Here is a 23,861-nt window from a genome sequence, read left to right on the forward strand (position 1 = left end):
TTTACCAGAGTTTATCTTTTTGTGAAAGAATTGGGCTTTGAGATTCCCAAGAAATATTTATGCGAGAATCATTCCAAAGAATTCCGCTCTCCGAATCGGGCTGGTAAATATTATCAGAAAAGTACAAAACAACAGTATCGGGTTCTAAAGTTAAATACCCTGTTGCATAACCTTTTGGGATAAATACACTTTCCTTCGGATTATTTAAAACAATGGACCCGGACTTCAAACTTTCAGATTCTTTGGATCCTGAGACATCAACAAAACCTATTTGTGCTTTCCCTTGTACTACTCTAAAAAACTTTGCTTCAGCAAACTCCTCTTTCTGGAAGTGCATACCTCTTAAAGTGTACTTTTCTTTAGTGTGCACATAATTCGACTGTTGAATAACATAATCCTTAAAAACTGAAGTATTTTTATCAAATGCTTTTAAAAAAACACCTCGAGTATCACTAAAAAAATGACTTTCTATATGGTGTACTTCTTCAAAGTAACTGTTAATTATTTTCATAATATTCTTTTAACCCTTCTTCAATAGATATTTCGGGGTCCCAATTTAATTCATTTTGAGCTTTTTTTGATGAAACACCCAAAAATTTCATGGATTGATCTCTTCTATTGACTTCACCAAATTCATACTTTGGCAACACATAACCTTTCTCCTCAAGTTGTTGTAGCATCATTACTATTACCTCTTTTACACTATTTGTCTTATCAGATGTAATATTATATATTCCATGATAATGAGAAGTTGAACTAGCTAACTTAATAATTAATTTTGCTACATCAGCAATATGTGTAAATTGTCTCTGTTGTAAACCTGAAGAAAACTTGAGATCTTTCTTATCCTTTACAGATTGAACTATATAAGGAAAAAGCCTGTTCTCATTTTCCCCCTTACCATAGATGTTTGTCAAAATCAAATGCAGGTGTTCAAAATCAAATGGAGACGATTGGTGTTTATGGTGTATAAACTGTGTTAGGGTTTTCTTTGATATACAATAGGTATTAGGAAGTTTATTATTTGAAAAAACAAAATCTTGTTCGGATAACAACTCCTCACTATCAGTATCGCCTATTTCAAAATAGGATCCAAAAGTAAATAGTTTCCCTTTAAACTTATGTTCAAGTAGTCCTTCTATCAATTTAATTGCAAAAAAAGCATTAATTTCTAGAATACCTTGAGAACTTACTTCCTGTTTTGGTTGCACACCTGCTGCCATTGTATTAATAATGACATCATTTCTCGACCATTCGTATACCCATGAATGAACTTGATCTTCATAAGCATCGAACGTTTTAATTCTATACTTAGGTTTTCTTAAATGATCCCCCTCTTGAAAAGGGTAGAACATCCAAGCTTTTTTTGTTCTTGTATAAATAGTTATTTCATCTTGATCATTCAGAGCATACTGTTCTAGTATCTTTTCCGCTAAGAATGAAGACCCTCCTATTAAAGCTATTTTCATCCTAAATATTCGTCTATTTGCTGATTAGTATAGTGTGATGCAGGAACTTTCTCTTGAAGTACTGCCTTATACCATTGAATAGTGAAATTAATGGCTTCAGAAGCATTTTTTTGAGGTTGCCACCCCAATAAATTAGATGCTTTAGAACAGTCTAGTCTTAACAGTTTTGCTTCATGAGGCTGTTTTACTTCAACTGCTTCATAATTACCACTTCCCCAAATTTCCACTGCGCTCTGAACTAATGTTTCTACATCCACAAATTCATCGTAAAGAGGACCAAAATTCCAAGCACTTGCCCAGACTGCAATATCATTTTCTTCTGATAACTTTTTCCCAATCTGTAAATAGCCAATCAATGCTTCTAAAACATGTTGCCATGGTCTTACTGCTCTTGGATTTCGTACCTTTATTGTTTCTTCATTTGACAATGCCTTTACAATATCTGGAATGATTCTGTTGGTTGCCCAGTCTCCTCCACCTATTACATTTCCAGCTCTCACCACAGCAACTGCTTTTTGATGTTGATTATATTGTTCAACAGGAAAAAAACTTTTTATAAAAGAGGCTATAGCAATCTCTGAACTTGCTTTACTTGAACTATAAGGATCAAAACCACCTAAACGGTCTGTCTCTCTGTAAGGATAGAGCCATTCTTTATTTTCATACACCTTATCAGTTGTAATCATCACAACATGGCATTTTTTTTCCATCTGTCTAATAGCATCCAACAAATACATCGTACCCATTACATTTGTTTCATAGGTATATACTGGATGTTCATAAGAAGCTAATACTAAAGGCTGAGCTGCAAGGTGAAAAACAAAATCAGGCTGAAAAGCATGTAGTTCTTTTATTAGATTACTTTGATCTCTAATGTCTCCAATTATAGATTCGCAAAAATTATCACCTGATACATCATTATATAATGATCTTTCTTCAGGTTGCAATGCATATCCTTTTACTTCTGCTCCTAACTTATGTAATAAAAGAATAAGCCATGCCCCTTTAAATCCAGTATGCCCCGTGACAAAAACTTTCTTATTCTTATACGATTTTGATAATATATCCTTTAGTTCCATTTTTTCCATTGAGGATTAGTAATCCACATTTTTTCTAACTCAACCTTATCTCTTAGTATATCCATACACTTCCAAAAACCATGATGGTGATAAGCGACCAATTCTTGATCTTGGGTTAACCCTTTCATAGGCTTCTGTTCCCACATTTCATCTTCCATATTCCCTTCAAGATATTGAAATACATTCGATTTCAGAACAAAAAAGCCTCCATTAATCCAAGCTCCTCCACTATTGGGTTTTTCAACAAATCCTGTAACTTCTTCATTACTATTTGTTTCTAAGACCCCGAACTTACCCGCAGGCTGTATCGCTGTGACTGTAGCTGTTTTCCCATGTTGACGATGAAAATTCACTAATGCTGTAATATCAACATTTGACACACCATCTCCATAAGTTAGCATAAACTCCTCTTCTCCTTCTAAATAAGATTTTACTTTTTGTAATCTACCGGCAGTCATTGTATTCAAACCAGTATCCACTAAAGTTACTTTCAAATTCTCAGCATTTGCTTTATGTATTTCCATCTGATTATTGGCTAAATCAAATGTTACATCTGCATTATGTAGAAAGTAATTTGCGAAATATTCCTTTATGATATACCCCTTATAGCCTAAACAAACTATAAAATCATTGTATCCATGAGACTGGTATATTTTCATTATATGCCATAAAATTGGTTTTCCTCCAATTTCAATCATTGGTTTGGGTTTTAGGTGAGACTCTTCAGAGATTCTAGAACCTAATCCACCTGCGAAGATGACTGTTTTCATTTGTTTGTTTTAATTAAAGGGTATAATATATTGCGAATTCCTTGAAACATCTTTTTAGATTCCCAATTAAATATTTTCCTTAAAGGTGCAACCCATACTCTTTGAGAGGTATCACTATTTACAAGTTTAGCAATTCTAATAAATTCTTCTTTAGATGACCTTGAATGTAAGATACGTACTTTCTCTGCATCAGGTAATCCAACATTATTCAAAAACCTAAAATTATAAATAGAACTTAATACAAATAACTTTACATTTACTTTAATTAGTGCTTTCATAAATGCTTGTTGGTCACTCCAAAAGTCTTGTAATTCTTCGATATATATTGACAACCAATCATCTATGAACCTTTTAGTTTGTTGAGTCTTAGAAAAAGCTAACACACCGGTATTATATGGATAATATCCTTCAACAACTTTTCCATTTATCTGAATGTTATTTTTATCATAATAATCTGGAGCTATCATTACTTCAAAATGGTCTAACAACTCAAATAATTCATTAAATGGCTCAATAATATAGGTATCTGTATCTAGAAAAATGGTTTTCTCATAAGGAGATTTTGATATACCCATTATTTTGTAAACCAAATTTGCTTTCCACGATTTCTCATCTATTGAATCAAATCCTTGCAAAATAACATTATCAAAAAAAGGCGAAGAATAATCTTTATCTGTGATTAGAGTAATGTTTGAATTTGGCATCACTTCTTTCAAAGATGATGCTGAATATTCTGCTTCCTTTATATACTTTTGCCCTGTTGCGACATATAAATAACCGGCTTTATGATTCATCTGTGAATGTAATTCTAATTTTATATAATAATCCTCTTAAAAAAGGAACTTTAAAAAGTTTCAGTAAATGAAGGGTGAACAAGTATTTTAAAATAACTTTATGTTTTGTATTTGAATAATAGCTTAAAGCATTTGATAACAGCTTAATATCTTTAAAGTCGCAATTACTTTCAAGGGCTAATTTCTCTGCTTCTTTGAGAAAAAAATTAGATTGTTTCTTTTGAAAGATCTCTTTTTCAATTCCTTTTAAGTAAGAAATAATTTTTTCACATGTATTTCTTCGATTTAAAAGGTATTCCATATTAAATCTTTTTTTAGAAATACTTTCGATTTCACTATCAATTCTATAATACCAATCTATTTTATCGACTACTTTAAATTTTAATCCTATATTTAATATTCTGATATGATATTCAGGGTCTTGCCAATTTGTTATACTTTCATCCCATAAATGATGTTCTATGAATTTTTTTTTCCAAATTGGAGACGGTGTTAACCACCTTACTTTTTCTGATAAGTAATATTTTAGATACTCTGAAGAGTTTATATCGATTCCTATTTCTGTAATTTCCTCTCCATCATTTATGCTTTTAGTAAAAGATGACCCTGAAAAAATTATAGCATCACATTCTTTTTGTTCATTAAAATATTTAATTCTATCTTCAAAACATGTTAAACTTAAAATATCATCGCTGTCAAAAAACATTATATAATCACCAGATGATTTTTCTAAACCTATATTTCTACAAGTTGGAGCACCCTTAGGTTCTCTATCTCTTTGATAAAGTTTAAATCGGGAATCTCTTTTAACATATTCTTGTATTATTTTTTGGGTCCCATCTGTTGATCCATCATCTATAATAATACATTCCCAATTAGAATAAGTTTGATATAATACAGAATCTAGAGTTTCTGATATTAGGTTAGCTCTATTGAAGGATGGGATAATTATCGAAATACACTTATTTTTTTTCATAAGAGTCTTCATTTATATCATTCCAAATTGCAAGAAATGATTTCTTAGAATAAAGTTTACTAATTTAGTTCAATATTTTTTTTGGACTTAAGAACACAATAATAAATCAAAATTTGGTTACCTAACCCATCTCTAACTTTTACAAATATCATACGACTTTAATTAAATTACTTATAAATAGTTCAATATGATATCCCTCGATACCATTATTAAACTTCAAACTATTCAAATAATGTTCCCAGATAAAAGTTTCATGCTTATCTACAAGTTTAACAGTACTAATAGCCTATTGCAATAATTGCTCTATCAAATAACCTGTCAACGAAATATCTTCTATTGAATTTATAACAAAACTCATCAAGGTAATTCGGTAGATATTGTACCTTCATATGATGATATTAACCAAGGAATGTACGTTTTACATTACTTATTGCAATATGAGCCCAACATAATTTATATTTTTTGAATAACCTTTTGTAGATTTTTCAGCAAAATGGTATTCTACTAGTTTTAAATATCAATATCAGATACACTTTTATCTTAAAAGACGACAGATGTATTATAAAGTGCTTAATACTGGAATGCTCATCAGAAAATATTATTAGTACATACTGTTATTTAAGCTGATAAGCATAAAATGTTTGATTTAACCTGAAAAAGTCAACAATTAACAACATTATTAATGATATTTTTCACCCTGCTTTCAACTACATCTATTCCCCAATTTTGAAAAAGTAACTTACGATTATGATCTTTTTGTTTAGAGTTTAATTTATTCAATATCACTTCACCTTTAAATGGATAAACATAATAACCCTTATCTTTAAAATATTTATACAATATACCTTTAGGATGTAAATAAATTCTCATCCCTAAATACAGACCTACGATTATATTGCCTAAAGCTTGTTGCCTTAGGTGACTCATAATCATGACCGAACATGATGAAAGTATTTTAACGTAAAGGTCTAAACTTAAAAAATCTTCTAAGATTCTGATAGATATGTTTTCATCAAAACCACCAAATGCTTCCTTAAGTGATCTTCTATAATCCTTATTACCATAATTCAATGGTATAATTAGTTCTGTTTTCTTGTGAGTATTACTCTTCATCAAACTATAAACAACATCTAGATGATTATTTGAAGGATCTCCAGAATTTCCTATTAAAATATTATTCCCGTTTATTTCAATATCTTTATAATTATCTCCAACCATAGTTTCCACACTACCATAGTTATAAGGCATATATTGTACTTTTTTATTCTCAGGTATAGTACTCTTTATTAGATCAAACTCAACGTCTAACACAGTAGAAATATAATCTATTTTCTTATACATTTTAGACAACGTGTACTCACGGGGATACTCTCCTGTTCTAAGTTTAAGATAGTAGTCATAAAATTTCCCAAAGGTCTTTTTCCTTTTAGCATACAGTGTTTCTTGATGATTCAATTCATATATCTTAGCTGTTTCTGGTAAAATCAATGAATTTTCATCAAATAATTTTGAACAATAAAAATCCCCTCCCCAAACGGACCATATCAATTTAACATTTGAATTTGTTATTTTATGTATTAATAAAGGTAAAGATCCGAATAATGAATGAAATATAATTACTTTTGCAGAGTTGCATAGTTGAACTAGTTCTTCTTCATTTTTATCGATGTCTAAAAATAAAACTCTATCAAGAGTTTTAACATACTTTGTTTTACTTTTCTCTTGCAAAAGAACAAAGGTATTCTTGTCATAATATTTATCAAAAGGTATAATCACTCCTTTATCAATAAATTTTTCGTCTAAACAGAAATGAAGTAACATTGATAATGAAACTTAGTTTAATGTTGAAGTCAAATATATATTATTAGTAATCGTAGTTATTAATTATTTTCTTCTCCAATTCAAGTAAATCTTTTTTCCTTTTCTTTATCTTTTTTACTGGTGAACCTGCATAAATATTAAATTCCTCACAATTACTATTTACCAAAGATAGAGCTCCTATTGCCACCCCTTCTCCAATAGTTACATTTGGTAATAATACACAACCAGAGCCAATAATAACATGCTTTTTAATCACAACACTACCTTTAGTAACATTTGTCAAGTCACTAGGTACCATAGGATTGGTCATAAATTCTCCAGAATAGTCATCATTACTTGAATAAATTGCAACTTTAGAGGATATATTTGAATAGTCGCATAAAATTATCTTGCCCTTTCCTATTAATGAAGTATAACAACCTATATGAATGTAATTACCTATTAAAAAGTCCTCTTCCCCAGCAGATAAAATACAAAAATCATCAATTCTAACATTATTCCCAATTGTAATATTTTGAACTCCGTAAAAAGACGCTTTATCAGATATGAGGACATTATCACCAATAGATTTAAATCCAATACTACTTAATTGTTGCTTGCTTAAATAAGACATTATTTATATTTTAATGTTCTAATAATTAATCTTACGATTAAATCAATTTCTTCCTTTTTTAATTGAAAATATAAAGGTAAACACAAAACTCTATTTGAAATATCTTTCGCAATTGGTAAAGGATAAGATTCCACATAATCTAGTTCTGTTAATAATGGATAGAAATATCGACGCGAATAAATATTATTCTCTTTCAAAATCAAATATACTTTCTCACATAATGCTTCTGAATTAAATAAAACAGGCATATAAGAAAAGTTATACATACTTTCAGCTTGTATAGTTTGAAATGTTATATCATGACCTTTGAACCAGTTCATGTAGTATTGGTAATCATTATTCCTTTTTTGAATAATTTGATCAATATAGTTTAAATTAACTAAACCCATAGCTGCATGAAATTCAGAATTTTTACCATTTATACCTACCCCTGAAAACTTAAATTCACCATCGTGGCCAAAATTTCTCATTAAAGCAACTTTCTTAATAATATTTGGATCCTTTGAAAAAACTCCCCCACCTTCAACGGTATGAAATAATTTAGTAGCATGAAAACTTGTCGTACTTATGTCTCCGTATTCAAAAATCGAACCCCCTTTATATTGTACTCCAAAACAGTGGGAGGCGTCATATATTACTTTCAAATCATATTCTTTAGCAATTTCATTTATTTCATCAATTGCACAAGGGTTTCCATATACATGTGTAGCTAAAATACATGAAGTATTTTTAGTTATTGCATTTCTAATTTTTCCGGGATCAATATTAAAAGTCAATGGATCTATATCAACAAAAATCGGAGTGCACCCTTCCCATACAATACTAGAGGTTGTTGCAACATAAGAAAAAGGCGTTGTGATTACTTCTCCTTTTATGTTTAAAGCTTTCATTGCAATCTGTAGAGCAATCGTACCATTTGAGACATATAAAAAATGATCTATTTTTAAGTACTCTTTTATACTTAACTCTAAATTATTTACCAAAGGACCATTATTAGTCAACCAATTTCTTTCCCAAATATCATTAATTAAAGCTCCATATTCACTTTTAGGAGGCAAAAAAGGTTTTGTTACATTAATCATTATGTATGAACAGTTCTATCAACTTCAAAAGAATCTATTTGGTAATAATCTTTCATCAAGCGGGATAACATATTATTAAGATTTCACACTGTTACCCATCAAAGAATTATTATATTTAAATAGATTGGTAAACATAATGTTTTTTTATAAATTTATTACTTTTGTATTAAAGTTATTTTGTATTTAAGGTTAACTCCAGTTTCATGTATACTTTCTTATTTAAATATATAACTGTTTTTTTTTTACTGATATTCCCTAATATCTTATTTTCTCAAATATCATATCAAGATTCAATTGCCCTAATAGCTATAATGAATGAAAATCCAGGTAATACTATAAATTGGAACACTGATGAACCTGTGGATCAATGGGCAGGCATTAACGTTCAGAATAATAGAGTTGTTTCCATAGATCTGAGACAAAAAAAATTAACTAATCTACCTGATGAAATCGGCAACCTTACTGCTGTCACAACACTTCTTGCTTTTCAAAATGAAATAAATCATATTTCTCCTCAAATAGGTAATATGACAGCACTTAGTATACTAAGTATTCACACCAATCAACTCAACGAACTTCCCAAAGAACTAGGAAATCTAAACCTTATAACTAGATTTTTCTTCAGTGACAATAATATTCAAAGCTTACCTGCAGAATTCCAATACCTTAATAACATCAATGAAACTTGGGCTCAAAACAATAGACTGGGATACTCTGACCTTGAAATATTAGATATAAATAATATTACAACTAAGATATATTCCCCACAAAATAACCTTTCAGAAAATGTAACTATCTATTACAATAATACACATACGATTACCGTTCCAGACTCTGCTATAAACAATCAATACCAATGGTATAACTCACAAGGCCTGATAAACGGAGAAACTAGTCGAAGTATAACCATTAACTCTGATGACTCATATTACTGCATAATCACTAACTCTGAATTCTCTAGCCTTGCTTCAATACAAACAGGGGAGTTTAACATGATTGATGCTACTGATTTTTTAAATGATTCCACTGCTATTGCGAATATCTACAAAAACAACCCTGATAATAATTTAAATTGGAATTTAAACTCACCTATTTCAACTTGGCAAGGTGTTTTACACTCTGGAAATCCTCTAGATAGAGTAACGGAGTTAGACATAAGTATGAGTAATATTTCCATCTTACCCTCTGACATTAGTAATCTTGATGCTTTAAACAATCTACAGCTTCAAAATAATAACCTAATTTTCGAAGAATTAGAGAAAATAACACAGCCCTCACCCAATAATTTTATCTATAGCCCTCAAAATAAAGTTGGTTCATCAGAGGTTATCCCATATAGTGGTAATCCAATAACACTCTCTCTACCTGTTGAAATCTCTTCCCCTAATAATACTTATCAATGGTTTAAAGATGATGTTCCGGTTAGCTCAAATGGAAATAGTAGCTCACTCACTACCAGTAAATTGGGAACATACTACTGTGAAATAAACAACTCCGTTTTCACTCAACTGACTTTAATTTCTGAGCCTCAATATATCCTAGATCCTGTCGTTTTTGCTAATGACTCCTCTGCTGTTGCTGAAATTTACTCTAAAAATTCTCAAAACAGTTTAGAATGGAATACTTCACTCCCAATCACAACATGGAATGGTGTAAATTTCACAAATGGAAGGGTTAATTCTTTAAAAATTGAAAATGCAGCAATTGATACTATACCAAAATCAATCAGCATACTTGATGAATTAGACACTTTATGGATTAATAATAACAATATTACTTTTGAAATGATGGAAGCTATCACTGCTACTCCTGTTAATTTCATCTATCAACCTCAGCAAAAAATTGGCAAAGAAGTTTCTTTTGATATAACTGGAGGAAAAACTGCCTCTCTTGAAATTCCTTCTACTTTCGATCCGAACACCGCCAATAACAATTATCAATGGTACTTGAATGATATTTCAAATCCAATACAAAATGCAAATAGCAGAACATACAATACTTCAGTACCGGGTATTTATTTTTGTACTATTTCAAACAATAACTTTCCTCTATTAACATTACAAACCAATAATTACATTCTGTTTGATCAAGATCAATTACAAAATGACTCAACCGCTGTTTTACAAATATTATATGATAATCCTCAAAGTACTTTAAATTGGCAAGATGACCAACCTATTCATACTTGGGATGGTATATCTATCAATAACTTTAGAGTTACGGCGATTAATATTGATAATAAAAATATTACGAATATCACTAATAGAATTGGTGAATTACAATTTCTAGACTCTTTAATCATCAGTAACAATAACATTCAAGAATTACCTAATGAAATAGGAGCAAATACCAATCTGATTGTTTTTGATGCTCACAATAATAACTTCAATAGTTTAAATCCATTAGTAGGAAATTGGAATAAAATTAAGTACGTCAATCTGATGAAGAATCAAATAGATTCATTACCTCTACAAAAAGAGCAATGGAGTGCTATTGATACACTTCTTATACAAGAGAATAAACTAACCTTCAAGGATATAACAATTTTCCCCAATTCAATAGATAAGTATAATTACAATCCTCAGGATTCAATTGGAGAGGTTAGAAAATATACTATTACAAGACCTACTACTATTAGTATTGACTACACTATTGATTCAGAGGTACAAAATATTGAGATCCAATGGTATTACAATCAAAATATTATAAACGGAGCAACTGAAGATTCTATCATTCTAGACAACCCTGGAATTTATAATTACACATTTAAAAATGACAATTACCCTGAACTTACACTCACTAGTAGAAATATTAATGTCTCAAGAGGAAATGGTACAGATCCTTTAGACTCACTTGCTCTGATCGCTATCTTGAATAATAATCCAGGTAATACTATAAATTGGAACACTGATGAACCTGTGGATCAATGGGCAGGCATTAACGTTCAGAATAATAGAGTTGTTTCCATAGATCTGAGACAAAAAAAATTAACTAATCTACCTGATGAAATCGGCAACCTTACTGCTGTCACAACACTTCTTGCTTTTCAAAATGAAATAAATCATATTTCTCCTCAAATAGGTAATATGACAGCACTTAGTATACTAAGTATTCACACCAATCAACTCAACGAACTTCCCAAAGAACTAGGAAATCTAAACCTTATAACTAGATTTTTCTTCAGTGACAATAATATTCAAAGCTTACCTGCAGAATTCCAATACCTTAATAACATCAATGAAACTTGGGCTCAAAACAATAGACTGGGATACTCTGACCTTGAAATATTAGATATAAATAATATTACAACTAAGATATATTCCCCACAAAATAACCTTTCAGAAAATGTAACTATCTATTACAATAATACACATACGATTACCGTTCCAGACTCTGCTGTAAACAATCAATACCAATGGTATAACTCACAAGGCCTGATAAACGGAGAAACTAATAGAAATTTTAATGTAACTTCAGAAGATATATATTACTGTATCATCACAAACCCTGATTTCCCAGATTTAGCTCAAATTCAAACTGGAAATTACACTTTGATTAATGCATCAGCGTTCTTTGCCGATTCAATAGCTTTATTATCACTAAGTTCTGTCAATCCTAAAGTTAATTTAAATTGGGATCCATCTTTACAAGTAGCAAATTGGGATAGTATTTCACATTCAGGGTTCCAAGGAAACCCAATTTTTGCAGTAAAATTACATAATGTAGGATTGATAACAATCCCTTCCGATTTCACAATTAATGGAGCCTTATTAAACCTAGACACCTTTGATATTTCAAAGAATCAATTAACCTTCTATGATCTCTATAATGCTCAAGCTATTATCAATCAAAATGCAGAATTAATTAATTATTCTGATCAAGCTACTGTTGGTGAAGAGCGAGCCTTCGCATTTACAAATAATGAAATAACGCTTACAATAGACCCCACAATACAAGATACCAGAAATAATTATCAGTGGTATAAAGATAAAGTGAGGATTGAAGGAGCAAATACATCTTCTTATACAACATCTGAGATTGGTCAGTACTACTGTGCTGTTACCAATGATGATTTTAGAGATTTAACATTGCAATCTGCTTTCTCCTATATTTATAGTGAAAGTGATTTTATAAGTGACTCTACTATTGTCGCTTCAATTTATACTGACCCTAGAAATAATGGAAATTTATTAGATTGGGACTTAACATCACCAATTTCAGAATGGTCAGGAGTACAGCTTGTGGGAGGTGCAGGAAGAGTTCAAGGGCTAATTTTGGAGGATAAAAAGTTAAATGCTTTGCCTGATAATATTGGTGAACTTGCTCAAATGGAGACATTGGATATTGGTAATAATACAATTACTACTTTACCAGCAAGCATTGAAAATTTACAAGAGTTGAAAGCACTAAAAATCAGTAATAATGGTATCAGTACTATTATTGATGGTATTTATAATTTAGGAAACTTAGAAGTTTTAGATATTCAAGGTAATAATCTTCATGTATTAGATGAAAAAGTAAACGGATTAGTAAATTTAGAACTCGTTCAAATGCAAAACAATCATTTTACTTTTGACGATATTGGCCGTATACCTCAAACTTCTCAAAAAGAATATAATCCTCAAGGTATTGTAGGCGAAGAGCAAAGAATAGCAACTTCTGGTAATATTACAATTCAGATAGATTCTACTATTGACCCTGATGTAACCTCAAATCAATATCAATGGTTCTATGAAGGACTTTTGATTCCTGGGGCAAACGAAAGAGAATACTTTGTAAGTTCTGAATTTGGAGAGTATGTATGTGAGATTAACAACCCCAACTACAGTGATTTAACATTAACTACCGCAAGTGTTTTTGTGGTTATTGGCACCACAAACCCTGAAGATTCTTTAGTATTGAATAGCATTAAAGAGCTCAATGCTAATCATACGCTAAATTGGTCCATTGATGATCCTGTTGGACTTTGGGAAGGTGTAAAAGTGGATGGTTATACAGCAAGGGTTGTTGAGTTAGATATTTGGAATAAAAATATCGATGTACTGCCTGTTAATTTTGCTACACTTGATGCATTAAGAAGCGTAAATATTAGTGCGAACAATCTCTTTGAATTACCCGATGACATTGGAGACCTTGAACCAAGTTTAACCTATTTCAATGCCTCTCAGAATCATCTCACTTTTGCAGAATTGGATAAAGTAAGGTTAAGAAATTCAAACCAAAGAATCAATTTTGTGTATGGCAATCAAAAGTTAGTAGGTGAAGCAGATCTGACCATCACTCTGGAAAATGGTGTGAATTACCTTGAAGTTCCAAAGCAAGACCAAACTGAAAATGATGCTTACCAATGGTATTATAAAGGAAGCCCTTTAGAAGGGGAAACCGCTGATTCTATAAGAGTCAATAACATCGGAGAATATAACTATACCATCACCAATTCTCATTATAAAGATATTGTCCTCACTTCCTTTCCTATTCTTGTGGATGGTGTAACAGGAATTAAAAATCCTATTGCTAGCAAAATATCTGTTTACCCTAATCCAACGGATAGTGATATTAATGTTCTAACTTTTGAGGATATAAGGATTTTAGAAGTAAGTGTTTTTGATGTTACTGGTAAAGAATTTAAGGTAGAAAGTAGAGCGAAATCATTGTATAAATGGACTATTGATTTGCAGGATATTCCTAGTGGGATGTATTTGGTAAGAGTGAATACGGATAAAGGAATTGCTGCCATCAAAGTATCCAAGAGGTGATCTTTTATTACCTACATCATTAACCCATGATTTAAATCATGGGTTAATGATGTAGGCGTAAATGTAGCTATTCCACATTCCAGATGTTTCATAGACCCATAATTGAAATTATGTTTTTTTTGAGAAAGCATCTCGTTTATCAGCTTTTGATGAAACTTATAAGAATTGAGATAAATTCAACAATTGTAAATCATTGAAGCATATCAAGATTCTAATGAAAATTATTAAGTGGAATAGCTTCCCAAAAGCCCATGACTTCGAGTCATGGGAATCAGTATTTTACCTTGTGAATTTTTCAAAAAATGGTTCTTGTTGGGGTTCAGTGGACGTTGCAATGCAACATCCCTACAAGGGCAACCATCGTAACAACTAATTTAAGGACCACATCACAATACATTTTCTTAACTCTTAACTCAAATAACTTCTTCTTCTTTTTTGATTTCTATTATTCTATCACAGTCTTCTAAAGTACTTAGTCTGTGAGCGATGATGATAATAGTAAGGTTGGATTCTGATAGTTTATGGATCGATTCTGTAATTTCTTTTTCTGTCTGCGTATCAAGTGCTGATGTTGCTTCATCAAAGAAGAGAATTTCAGCATCAAAATAAAGGGCTCTCGCAATGCCTACTCTTTGACGTTGTCCTCCTGATAATTTTGTTCCGTTCTCCCCTATTCTAGTGTGCACTCCATTCTCTAGTTCTTGGCTTACTTCGAAAAGAGATGCTTTTTTTAGTACTTCTTCTAGTTTTTGGTAATCTATATTTTCTTCTTTAACACCAAAAGCGATGTTTTCTGCTAAAGATGCATCAATTATATATACGGATTGTTGTACATAGCCTACTTTGTGATAGAAATCGTCTACATATTCATCTCCAAAAACTTGATCATCGATAAGGTATTGGCCTTTTGTGACTTTTAGAAAACCTAAAAGGATATTCATGATAGTAGTTTTTCCTGAACCAGAAGGTCCTATTAAACCAATGGTTTCACCTTTTTTAATCAGTAAAGAAAAGTCTTTAATGATACTTTTTTCATTTGCATCAGGGTATTGAAATTCTATGTTTTTTAATTCTAACGAATGTTCAAAAGTTAGTTCCTTCTGAATGGTTTTTGTATGATGCAATTCTTGTTTAAGAGGGTCTAGCACCTTAAATGTCCATTTATATTGATTCAATCCATTTAAATAGGTCATCATTCTATTAATAGATGGCATTATTCTGAAACCCGCAATTGCAAAAACACCTAACAATTGAAGTAATTCAATCCTAGAATTTAAATAATATACACCATAAACATTCATTATTAGAATTGCTAACATTAATGCCGTTTCAATTACTCTTGTTGGTGCTAGGTTGTAGATATTAGAATCAATATTTACTTTGACTAATTTATCTAGATCTTTGTTCATTCGAGAACGAAATAACTTTTCAGAACCAGAGATAATAACATCAACATAACCAAATATACTTTGAAAAACACTTTGACCTAATCTAGGTCCAACCTCCATTCTTGTTTGACCTATCACTAATGATTTATTTCGAACAAATTTATATAAAACAAAAAATACAGGAATCACAATTGAAGCCAATAATACTAATATTTTGTAATCATAAATCGCTATACTTATTATAATAGAGAGTAAAATGATAATTTCATTTAAAATATTTAATACTCCCAAAACTTGTGAATTTGCAAAATTTTGTGTCGCTGCTTGAATATTTCGATTAAGCACATTAGAATTCTGTTCCTTAAAAAACAAAAAACCTTTCCTGTAATATATCTGATGTAGTCGCTTGGCAAAATCGCTATATAACCCCATCGCAAACTCACTCTGCAATTTCACAATAAACATCCCTGAAATATTTTTCACCACAACAACAATAAATAAAACAGATGTCAATAAAATGATAAATTGCTTATCATCCGTCAAACCGAATAAGTTGTAAATCCAGTTGGCCCATGCATATTTATTGATTACATCATCTTCTAATAAAACGGCGAAAACGGGGAGCATGGCACTTAAACCTATTAATTCTAATCCTGAATTAATGAATAAGAGTATGCTGACGCCTATGGCTTTGACTTTTTGATCTTTGGGTAAAACAGAACGAATAAATTGTATGGTCTGAAAAATGATATTCATAATAAAAAATGTTCTTCAAGTTATTGTGCTTCATCATAAGATTTATTTAACGTTAGTACTTCGTTTTATGATGAAGGTTTTTTAATTCAAGTTTGAATACTGTTTAGCGACACAAATATAGGGGAATTGAATGAAGTGGGGGAATTCTTTTGGGAAAAAGTGAATTTGTGGTCATTATTAAAAACAAAAAAGCCACTCTCCATTGAAAAGTGGCTTTATTACTGTGATCTTAAGCTGTTGTACAATTAAAATTGAAAGTTTTGTTTTTTCTTTTTTTGCCTACTCTGCGTTAGAATATCATCACGTAGCTAAGGCTATGCTCTTCTATTCTGCCTTGATTAGACTTAAAAATAATGATCCAACTTATTCCAATTTCAAATGTTCAACTGCTTAAAATATCTATTTCAAAGCAATTTGACTTTTGTCCTCGAATTCGATCTCGAAAACGAATGCGTGTTCGCAAGGTTTTTGAGATGGAAGCTTTATTTCTAAGGCTTCTTCATCTTGGTTGAAGTCAAGTGCACCATCATTTCCTAGTAATTTGATTTTTTTGATGCCTGAAGTAATGTATTCAGAGTTTTGGTTCAATACTGGAATTTTCACTTTTCCATTTGTTGCCCATGCCATTGAGATGGCGTAGAGTTTTCCTTCGTTGGTAGTGAAACGGAAGTCGTCCGCTGTAAGGTCTTCGTTTTTGCCTTCTGTGTGGTGACCTGTGGCTACTTTTGTAGGGCCGTCACCGTAGATTTTCCATGGTCTTGATCCGTAGATAGCTTTTCCGTTTACTGATAGCCATTGGCCGATTTCTAGTAAAATTGCTTTTTGGTCTTCTGGGATTGTTCCATCTGCTTTTGGACCTACGTTTAGTAATAGACAGCCGTTTTTACTTACAATATCTACCAAATCATCGATTAGTGTGTTGGCGTCTTTTGAGATCCAGTTCTTTACATAGCCCCATGAGTTTTTACCAATAGATGTATCTGTTTGCCATACTTTAGGATTGATGTCTGACATTTTTCCTCTTTCGATGTCTAAAACGTGAGTACCTTCTGGGAAAGTGACCATTTTGAAGTTTTTCGTTTGAAGCACTACGTCTTTCTTCCATTCTATACCTTTATTATAGTAGTAAGCGGCCAATTTTGGATGGTACGGCATAAATTCTTCACGGTCGATGTAGAAATCAAACCATAAGATGTCTGGTTGGTAGCTGTCAATGATGTCTTTTGTTCTGTCCCACCAATGTGATAAAAACTCCTGATCCGCTGGAGCGTAATGGTCGTGTGGACGGCTGTATAAGTCACTGTACTGAGGATCCATCGTATCAAATCCTTCTTTATAAGTGAAGTAGTTCCAGTTGAAGGCGTAGTGAGAAGAAGCTCCGATTTTGATGTTACGGTTTCTTGCTTCTTTTGTCAATTCTCCTAATATATCTTTTTTAGGACCCATATCTACGGAGTTCCAACGTGTGTGCTTTGATTTATACATTGCAAAGCCATCGTGGTGTTCTGCAACAGGTACAATGTATTTTGCCCCTGATTTTTGGAAAAGATCAACCCATTCTTTGGCATTGAATTGCTCTCCTTTAAACATTGGGATAAAGTCTTTGTAACCGAATTTATCTAGCGTCCCAAAGTTTTTAACATGATACTGATTCATGTCTGTTGCTCCAATTTTCTTTGCTTCCCCTTTTGGAGTCCATTCTACACTGTCCATATACATTAATCTAGGATACCATTCTGAACCGTATTCAGGTACGGCATAAGCACCCCAGTGGATAAAAATACCCAATTTTGCATCTTGGAACCATTCCGGCACTTCATATTGTTGGAGAGATTCCCAATTTGGTTCGAAAACCTCTTTGTTGGATACAGCGTTTTCCTTTTGCACAGAACATGCTCCAAGAAAAGCTGCCATAATTAACATAACTACATTTCTCATACTATCTTATTTCTTTTCTTAAGTAATCATAACCAAGCTTTAATATCATTTCTTTTGTTAAGTACTGTGACAAAAGAAATGGAACAATAATTACGTGCACCATGACTGAAGTCATGGGCTGATGATATTGACTCCAACAACACTGAAGTGTTGTCTTCGTTACCAACCTTCAAGACTTTAGTCTTGATTAGGTTGCCCTATCACCTGCCCATAGTTTTAACTATGGTGCAAGAAACACTCGTTTACTTTTGTCCTAGTATTTAGGAAGTGATATTAAACTTTTCCTCAAACCGTTTGTTTTTTTTAGGATAAAGTTCGCTTTTATCAATAATTCAAATTTATGGCTGATTGGTGAGACACCTTGGAAATTATCATTTCAAATAGAGGGGCTATAATTTATAATAGACTATAACTGTACACTATTCTATCATAATTATAGCGAGGAGTTAATTTAGCACCCTTGATATCGAGCTAGTTTTTAGAGGGTATTTTTTGTAAATTGATTTTTTTAATGTTTACCACTCTAATCTGTCCCTTTTTTACTTAAAACATTGTTCACACTGTTAAAATGAGGTTTTGAGGAAAAATTTTTTAGGATATACAGGGTGTATATTAATTCTTTCCCTTCAGAACATTGATAGCATAGGGGGATTTGCGTACTTTGTACATGTATTTTTTGGACTTAAAAGAAATAGATGAATTATTATTACTTGGAAATGAAATTACTATCAAAAACTGCAAAATATTTACGATTTCTAACGTATATTTTGCCTTCAATTTGTTTGTTGTTAACTATTGCTGTTCCTTCAAGTGCATTTGATGAAACACCTGTTTTTGCTCATTACACTACTAAGCAAGGACTGTCTCAAAACGATGTAAACTGTATCTTTCAAGATAAAAAAGGATTAATCTGGATTGGTACAAATGATGGATTTAGCAGGTTTGATGGTTATGAATTTAAGAACTATAGGATGGACACGCATGATCTGCCATCTAACTTGATTACTTCTATCATGGATGATAACCATGGAAATTTGTGGATCGGTTCTGCTGATGCTGGTCTTTTCCGTTTTAATCTTACCACTGAAAAGTTTCACTTCTTTGCCAATACAAAGAAAAACCCAAAGCTACTTACTGATAATAACATCTCGACTATGGTGAAGGATCAGGATGGTAATTTATGGTTTGGTAACTTGAAGGGATTGAATAAAATTGAGGACAAATATCTTACAAAAGATAAAATCAACGTTGCGAAGTATTATCATAATCCTCACAACCATGAAAGTATAGCATCAAATTATATCACTCGGTTATATGTAGATAAACGTGGAAACCTTTGGGTAGGCAGTAAAGGAGGAATTCAGTTATTGATCAACCCTAAAGAAAAAAGTGAATTTAGTATATTCAAACGTTTCAGCAAGGGTTATGACAATAGCGTTTCTTCAATTACGGAAGGGAAAAACTGTTTAATGGTTTCTTACTTTGATGGTATTTACCAACTGAAAGTAAAGGGGTTAGGTGACAGCAAGGCTGAGTTCAAGAAAATTTATGATCTTAAATCAGAGCATTTATGGAGAGATCAAGATGGTATTATTTGGGCAGGTGCTAATGATGGTTTGTATCGTTTTAAAAGAGATGAAATCGGTGAGACTTTAAAATTAATTGATCATCATAACAGTGATAATAGTGAATATTTTGGTGCCAATATTATCACATCCATTTTTGAAGATCAATTGGGTGTAATATGGATTGGAACCAATGGAAGTGGTATCAATAAATACAACCCAAGAAGAAAAAAATTCAGACATCTGAAAAAAGGAAAAAAGGATACGGACCTGAACTACAGTAAAATAAGAGGAGCATATGAGGATGATAGAGGAAGAATTTGGGTTGGTACAGAAGGTGGCGGTGTCAATGTTATTGATAATCACAAAATTCAGGCAATCAATGTTGCCCCAAATAAAAAAGCTCAAAATGTGGCCTATGCTATTACTCAATTTAAAGATCATATGATTTTTGGCATAGGGTACCCCAATAAAACGCTTGCTATTCATATTGATAAAGCGACCGAGCTAGGAGGTAAATTAGAAGACCATATTCTTCATCCCAAAGGACATGGCAATGCCTCTTTTGATGTGAAAAATGATGGCGACTCTATTTTATGGTTAGCAACTTATGGGGGTGGTGTGGTGAGAGGTATTCAAATGAATGACACCATGCATTGGTCTTACCCTCAAATCTTAGATAAAAATGATGATATTATTGACGTTACACGTAGTATAATGATTGATAGTAAAGGCAATCTGTGGATTGGTACTAATCAAGGTGTCGCCTTTTTATCTAAGGAGGAAAAAGGAAAGGAAAAACCTCACTTCGAAGTAATTCAGAATAAAGCAGATTACCCTAGCAGTTTAAGTTATAATTATATACTTCCTATTTTCGAGGCTTCCAATGGTGAAATTTGGATTGGAACAATGGGAGGTGGATTAAATGTTTTTGATCCTTCTAAAAGTAAAATTAATAAAGCTCAATTTGAAAGAGTGACTGATGCCGATGGGTTGCCTAGTAATGTGATCAAGTCGATTTTAGAAGATGATTATGGCAATCTCTGGGTAGCGACAAATAAAGGATTGAGTAAAATTAATTTAGAAACAAGGTCCATTAAAAATATGGATGTGTCTGATGGACTGCAAGATGATGAATTCGGTGAGTTATCTGCTGTTAAGTTAAAGAACGGAGAATTACTTTTTGGCGGTGTGAATGGTTTGAACATCTTCAAGCCTCATGAAATTATTGATGACAATACGATCGCAGATGTGATTTTTACGGAATTGAAGATCCTAAATAAAAAAATTAATACCTATGATAAGTTTGAAGGCCATGAAATTCTTTCTTCATCGCTTCAAACTACAGAAGAAATTAAATTGCAGTACAGTCACAATAGTTTCTCTGTAAAGTTTGCATCCTTGCATTATGGTGCTTCAGAGAACAATCATTACAAATATAAATTAGAAGGGTTTGATAAAGATTGGGTGATTGCGGACGTGGAACAGAGAGAGGCAAAATATACTAACCTCTCCCCTGGCGATTATACTTTGTATGTGAAGGCATCTAATGGAGACAACATTTGGAACCCCAACCCTATCAAACTGAAGATTAAAGTTTTACCTCCACTTTGGTTAAGCTGGTGGGCGAAAATAATCTACCTTTCATTATTTATTGCTATTATTTTCTTCTTCTCAAGATATACAATCATCACGGCAAGGAAGAAAAGTCAATTGGAAATGGAGAAGTTTGAGCGTGAGAAATTAGAAGATTTGAGTCAATTGAAGTTACAGTTCTTTACTAATATTTCTCATGAATTACGTACGCCACTGACTTTGATTCATACACCTATCGAACAACTCATTAAGAAAGGCGGTCAGCTTTCTTCTAGTGATAGAGAGAAAAGCTATCAGATGATTTTCAAAAATGTACAGCATTTAATGCGTTTGGTCAATCAACTGCTAGATTTCAGAAAAGTAGAACAAGGACAAATGAAATTACAGTTATCGAAAGGTAATTGGTCTACATTCTTGGATCAGGTACATCATTCTTTCAAAGAGTTTGCTGAACATCAAAATATTAGCTTTACTTACGAGGTCACTTCCAACAATATTCATGGCTATATGGACACGGATAAACTGGAGAAAATCTTGTATAACTTGCTCTCCAATGCGTTTAAGTTTACTTATGATGGCGAAATCAACCTTTCGCTTACACAAGATGAGAACAAGGTTAAAATTAAACTTCAAGATACTGGTATTGGTATTTCGGAGGAAAAATTGGACTACCTTTTCAATCGTTTTTATCAAGTAAGTAACTTGAAAAAAGCAAAAAATAGAGGTACAGGCATTGGTTTAGCTTTCACAAAAAGTTTGGTAGATCTGCATCATGGTACTATTGAGGTGGAAAGTGAATTGAATAAAGGCACTACCTTCTACATGGAGTTCCCATTACATAAAGAAGATTATGCGGGAGAAGAATTTGATGAGGTGACAATTGAACCTATTGAAAATGAAACGCTATTATTAGAACAGCAACAGCAGGAAGAAGATGAGTTAGAAGTTTCTTCTAAAGCTAAAGTGCTTGTGGTGGATGATAATTACTCTATTCGTGAGTTATTGAAGGGTATATTGGAAGAAAACTATGAAGTTTACCTTGCGGAAGATGGTCAAAAAGGATTGCAAATTGCAAAGGAAGTGATGCCAAACCTTGTGGTTTCTGATATTATGATGCCTGTGATGGACGGTTATGAACTTGCAAAGAGCATACGTGATGATGATCAACTTTGTCACCTTCCTATTATTCTACTCACTGCTAAAAATTCTGAGAAAAGTAAGCTCAAAGGCTATGAATATGGAGTAGATGCTTATGTCACGAAGCCGTTCAATTCTGATGTTTTACTGGCTAGAATGCACTCTCTGATTGAAAATCGTAAGAATCAGCAGAAGAAATTCAGAACAAAAGTAGATGTGAAGCCAAGTGAAATCACTTACACTTCTATTGATGAGAAATTCTTAAAGAAATTAGTCAATATCGTAGAGGAAAATATTTCTGATTCTGAATTTACCGTAGATATGCTCGCCTCTGAGTATGGGGCCACTCCTATCCGTCTGAATCAAAAGTTAAAAGCACTGACAGGTCAAACTGCGAAAGGGTTCATTAGAAATATTCGTTTAAAACGTGCTGCTCAAATGTTAAAACTAGGTCGTTATAGTGTCAGTGATGTGACCTATGAGGTTGGCTTTAATGACTTGAAGTATTTCAGAAACTGCTTTAAAAAAGAATTTGGTATTCCTCCTTCTGCTTATTTAAAGGAAAACTCTTCGGAAACAGAAACTTCTGATATTTTAGAAGATATTGTATGAGTTGAGAGTTAAGAATGAAGAGTTAACAGTTAAGATAATGGTTCTTGTTGTGGACCGCAAAGTGGTTTTTATGGTGGTTCGGTGGAAGTTACAATGCAACGTCCCTACACACAATTATTGGTAGAATATCCTTTATGATGAATACCATTGTGGGGACGTTTTATTGAAATGTAAATCTGACCACCATAAGAGCTGTCATAAAATTTACTTTATGAACCACAACACGAACCATTTTCTTCATTCTTAACGCTTCACTCTTCACTTAAAAAATTTCCCTCCTGCTTATCAGGGGTTTTTAAGTTAATTTTCACAAAAATATTTAAATATTTTTTTCTCTTTTGTCCGTATTATTCCATTCACTTATTCATTCAAATTCTCAAAAGTCAAAACTTTTCAACCTATAGGGGGTGTATTTTTGAAATCCTGCTCTAAACACATATACAGTAGGTTTACAATATTTTTTCCCCCCGATTTTACAATGGTTTTTTTAACACTTATGGAAAATTAAC

The 23,861-nt window shown here is 32.2% G+C and carries 13 protein-coding genes and 1 pseudogene; 2 read left to right on the forward strand and 12 right to left on the reverse strand.

The window, feature by feature from the left end; all coding sequences use genetic code 11:
• Position 1: 1 nt before the first annotated feature.
• The 10 genes and pseudogenes from HHU12_RS09355 to HHU12_RS09395 all read right to left on the reverse strand — a co-directional run bounded on the left by HHU12_RS09355 (position 2) and on the right by HHU12_RS09395 (position 8,604).
• Entirely contained in the window at positions 2–511 is a 510-nt protein-coding gene (locus tag HHU12_RS09355; protein WP_169656479.1) for a dTDP-4-dehydrorhamnose 3,5-epimerase family protein, read from the reverse strand.
• On the reverse strand, positions 498–1,469 hold the full coding sequence (locus HHU12_RS09360; protein ID WP_169656480.1) for an NAD-dependent epimerase/dehydratase family protein: 972 nt from the start codon (positions 1,467–1,469) through the stop codon (positions 498–500). The genes HHU12_RS09355 and HHU12_RS09360 overlap by 14 nt, the downstream gene beginning before the upstream one ends.
• Entirely contained in the window at positions 1,466–2,548 is a 1,083-nt protein-coding gene (gene rfbG / locus HHU12_RS09365; protein ID WP_169656481.1) for a CDP-glucose 4,6-dehydratase, read from the reverse strand. The genes HHU12_RS09360 and rfbG overlap by 4 nt, the downstream gene beginning before the upstream one ends.
• Positions 2,539–3,318 carry a glucose-1-phosphate cytidylyltransferase gene (gene rfbF, locus HHU12_RS09370; protein WP_169656482.1) on the reverse strand — a complete coding sequence of 260 codons (780 nt, stop codon included), beginning with the start codon at positions 3,316–3,318 and terminating at the stop codon, positions 2,539–2,541. The genes rfbG and rfbF overlap by 10 nt, the downstream gene beginning before the upstream one ends.
• The gene (locus HHU12_RS09375) at positions 3,315–4,112 is read right to left on the reverse strand and encodes a putative nucleotide-diphospho-sugar transferase (protein ID WP_169656483.1); all 798 of its coding nucleotides are present in this window, start codon (positions 4,110–4,112) and stop codon (positions 3,315–3,317) included. The genes rfbF and HHU12_RS09375 overlap by 4 nt, the downstream gene beginning before the upstream one ends.
• The gene (locus tag HHU12_RS09380; protein ID WP_169656484.1) at positions 4,102–5,088 is read right to left on the reverse strand and encodes a glycosyltransferase family 2 protein; all 987 of its coding nucleotides are present in this window, start codon (positions 5,086–5,088) and stop codon (positions 4,102–4,104) included. The genes HHU12_RS09375 and HHU12_RS09380 overlap by 11 nt, the downstream gene beginning before the upstream one ends.
• A 278-nt stretch (positions 5,089–5,366) precedes the next feature.
• Positions 5,367–5,540, reverse strand: a pseudogene (locus HHU12_RS35305) (transposase); the annotation flags it as partial.
• 208 nt (positions 5,541–5,748) lie between these two features.
• Positions 5,749–6,909, reverse strand: a complete 1,161-nt coding sequence (locus HHU12_RS09385; RefSeq protein ID WP_169656485.1) for a TDP-N-acetylfucosamine:lipid II N-acetylfucosaminyltransferase — start codon at positions 6,907–6,909, stop codon at positions 5,749–5,751.
• Positions 6,910–6,952: 43 nt separating this feature from the next.
• Positions 6,953–7,522 (reverse strand): acyltransferase, encoded by a 570-nt coding sequence (locus HHU12_RS09390; protein WP_169656486.1) that lies wholly within the window; start codon positions 7,520–7,522, stop codon positions 6,953–6,955.
• On the reverse strand, positions 7,522–8,604 hold the full coding sequence (locus tag HHU12_RS09395; RefSeq protein WP_169656487.1) for a DegT/DnrJ/EryC1/StrS family aminotransferase: 1,083 nt from the start codon (positions 8,602–8,604) through the stop codon (positions 7,522–7,524). The genes HHU12_RS09390 and HHU12_RS09395 overlap by 1 nt, the downstream gene beginning before the upstream one ends.
• 311 nt (positions 8,605–8,915) lie before the next feature.
• Here HHU12_RS09395 and HHU12_RS09400 point away from each other — a divergent pair, with 311 nt between their 5' ends.
• Positions 8,916–14,360, forward strand: a complete 5,445-nt coding sequence (locus HHU12_RS09400) for a leucine-rich repeat domain-containing protein (RefSeq protein ID WP_169656488.1) — start codon at positions 8,916–8,918, stop codon at positions 14,358–14,360.
• A gap of 413 nt (positions 14,361–14,773) precedes the next feature.
• Here HHU12_RS09400 and HHU12_RS09405 read toward each other — a convergent pair whose 3' ends face one another.
• Both HHU12_RS09405 and HHU12_RS09410 read right to left on the reverse strand, forming a co-directional pair.
• Entirely contained in the window at positions 14,774–16,504 is a 1,731-nt protein-coding gene (locus HHU12_RS09405) for an ABC transporter ATP-binding protein (RefSeq protein ID WP_169656489.1), read from the reverse strand.
• Between the two features lie 399 nt (positions 16,505–16,903).
• Positions 16,904–18,418 (reverse strand): alpha-L-fucosidase, encoded by a 1,515-nt coding sequence (locus HHU12_RS09410; RefSeq protein WP_240970892.1) that lies wholly within the window; start codon positions 18,416–18,418, stop codon positions 16,904–16,906.
• 740 nt (positions 18,419–19,158) lie between these two features.
• Here HHU12_RS09410 and HHU12_RS09415 point away from each other — a divergent pair.
• A complete protein-coding gene (locus tag HHU12_RS09415; protein ID WP_169656491.1) occupies positions 19,159–23,352 on the forward strand; it encodes a hybrid sensor histidine kinase/response regulator transcription factor in 4,194 nt (1,397 codons plus the stop codon).
• The last annotated feature ends 509 nt before the right edge of the window (positions 23,353–23,861 follow it).

The organism is Flammeovirga aprica JL-4 (assembly GCF_012844305.1).
Classification (GTDB): domain Bacteria; phylum Bacteroidota; class Bacteroidia; order Cytophagales; family Flammeovirgaceae; genus Flammeovirga; species Flammeovirga aprica.

Excerpts from the sequence above, each read along its gene's own strand:
- HHU12_RS09355 (WP_169656479.1), bottom strand. The coding sequence starts at position 511 with ATGAAAATAATTAACAGTTACTTTGAAGAAGTACACCATATAGAAAGT.
- HHU12_RS09380 (WP_169656484.1), bottom strand. The coding sequence starts at position 5,088 with ATGAAAAAAAATAAGTGTATTTCGATAATTATCCCATCCTTCAATAGA.
- HHU12_RS09395 (WP_169656487.1), bottom strand. The coding sequence starts at position 8,604 with ATGATTAATGTAACAAAACCTTTTTTGCCTCCTAAAAGTGAATATGGA.
- HHU12_RS09375 (WP_169656483.1), bottom strand. The coding sequence starts at position 4,112 with ATGAATCATAAAGCCGGTTATTTATATGTCGCAACAGGGCAAAAGTAT.
- HHU12_RS09385 (WP_169656485.1), bottom strand. The coding sequence starts at position 6,909 with ATGTTACTTCATTTCTGTTTAGACGAAAAATTTATTGATAAAGGAGTG.
- HHU12_RS09390 (WP_169656486.1), bottom strand. The coding sequence starts at position 7,522 with ATGTCTTATTTAAGCAAGCAACAATTAAGTAGTATTGGATTTAAATCT.
- HHU12_RS09405 (WP_169656489.1), bottom strand. The coding sequence starts at position 16,504 with ATGAATATCATTTTTCAGACCATACAATTTATTCGTTCTGTTTTACCC.
- rfbF (WP_169656482.1), bottom strand. The coding sequence starts at position 3,318 with ATGAAAACAGTCATCTTCGCAGGTGGATTAGGTTCTAGAATCTCTGAA.
- HHU12_RS09410 (WP_240970892.1), bottom strand. The coding sequence starts at position 18,418 with ATGGCAGCTTTTCTTGGAGCATGTTCTGTGCAAAAGGAAAACGCTGTA.
- HHU12_RS09360 (WP_169656480.1), bottom strand. The coding sequence starts at position 1,469 with ATGAAAATAGCTTTAATAGGAGGGTCTTCATTCTTAGCGGAAAAGATA.
- HHU12_RS09415 (WP_169656491.1), top strand. The coding sequence starts at position 19,159 with ATGAAATTACTATCAAAAACTGCAAAATATTTACGATTTCTAACGTAT.
- HHU12_RS09400 (WP_169656488.1), top strand. The coding sequence starts at position 8,916 with ATGAATGAAAATCCAGGTAATACTATAAATTGGAACACTGATGAACCT.
- rfbG (WP_169656481.1), bottom strand. The coding sequence starts at position 2,548 with ATGGAACTAAAGGATATATTATCAAAATCGTATAAGAATAAGAAAGTT.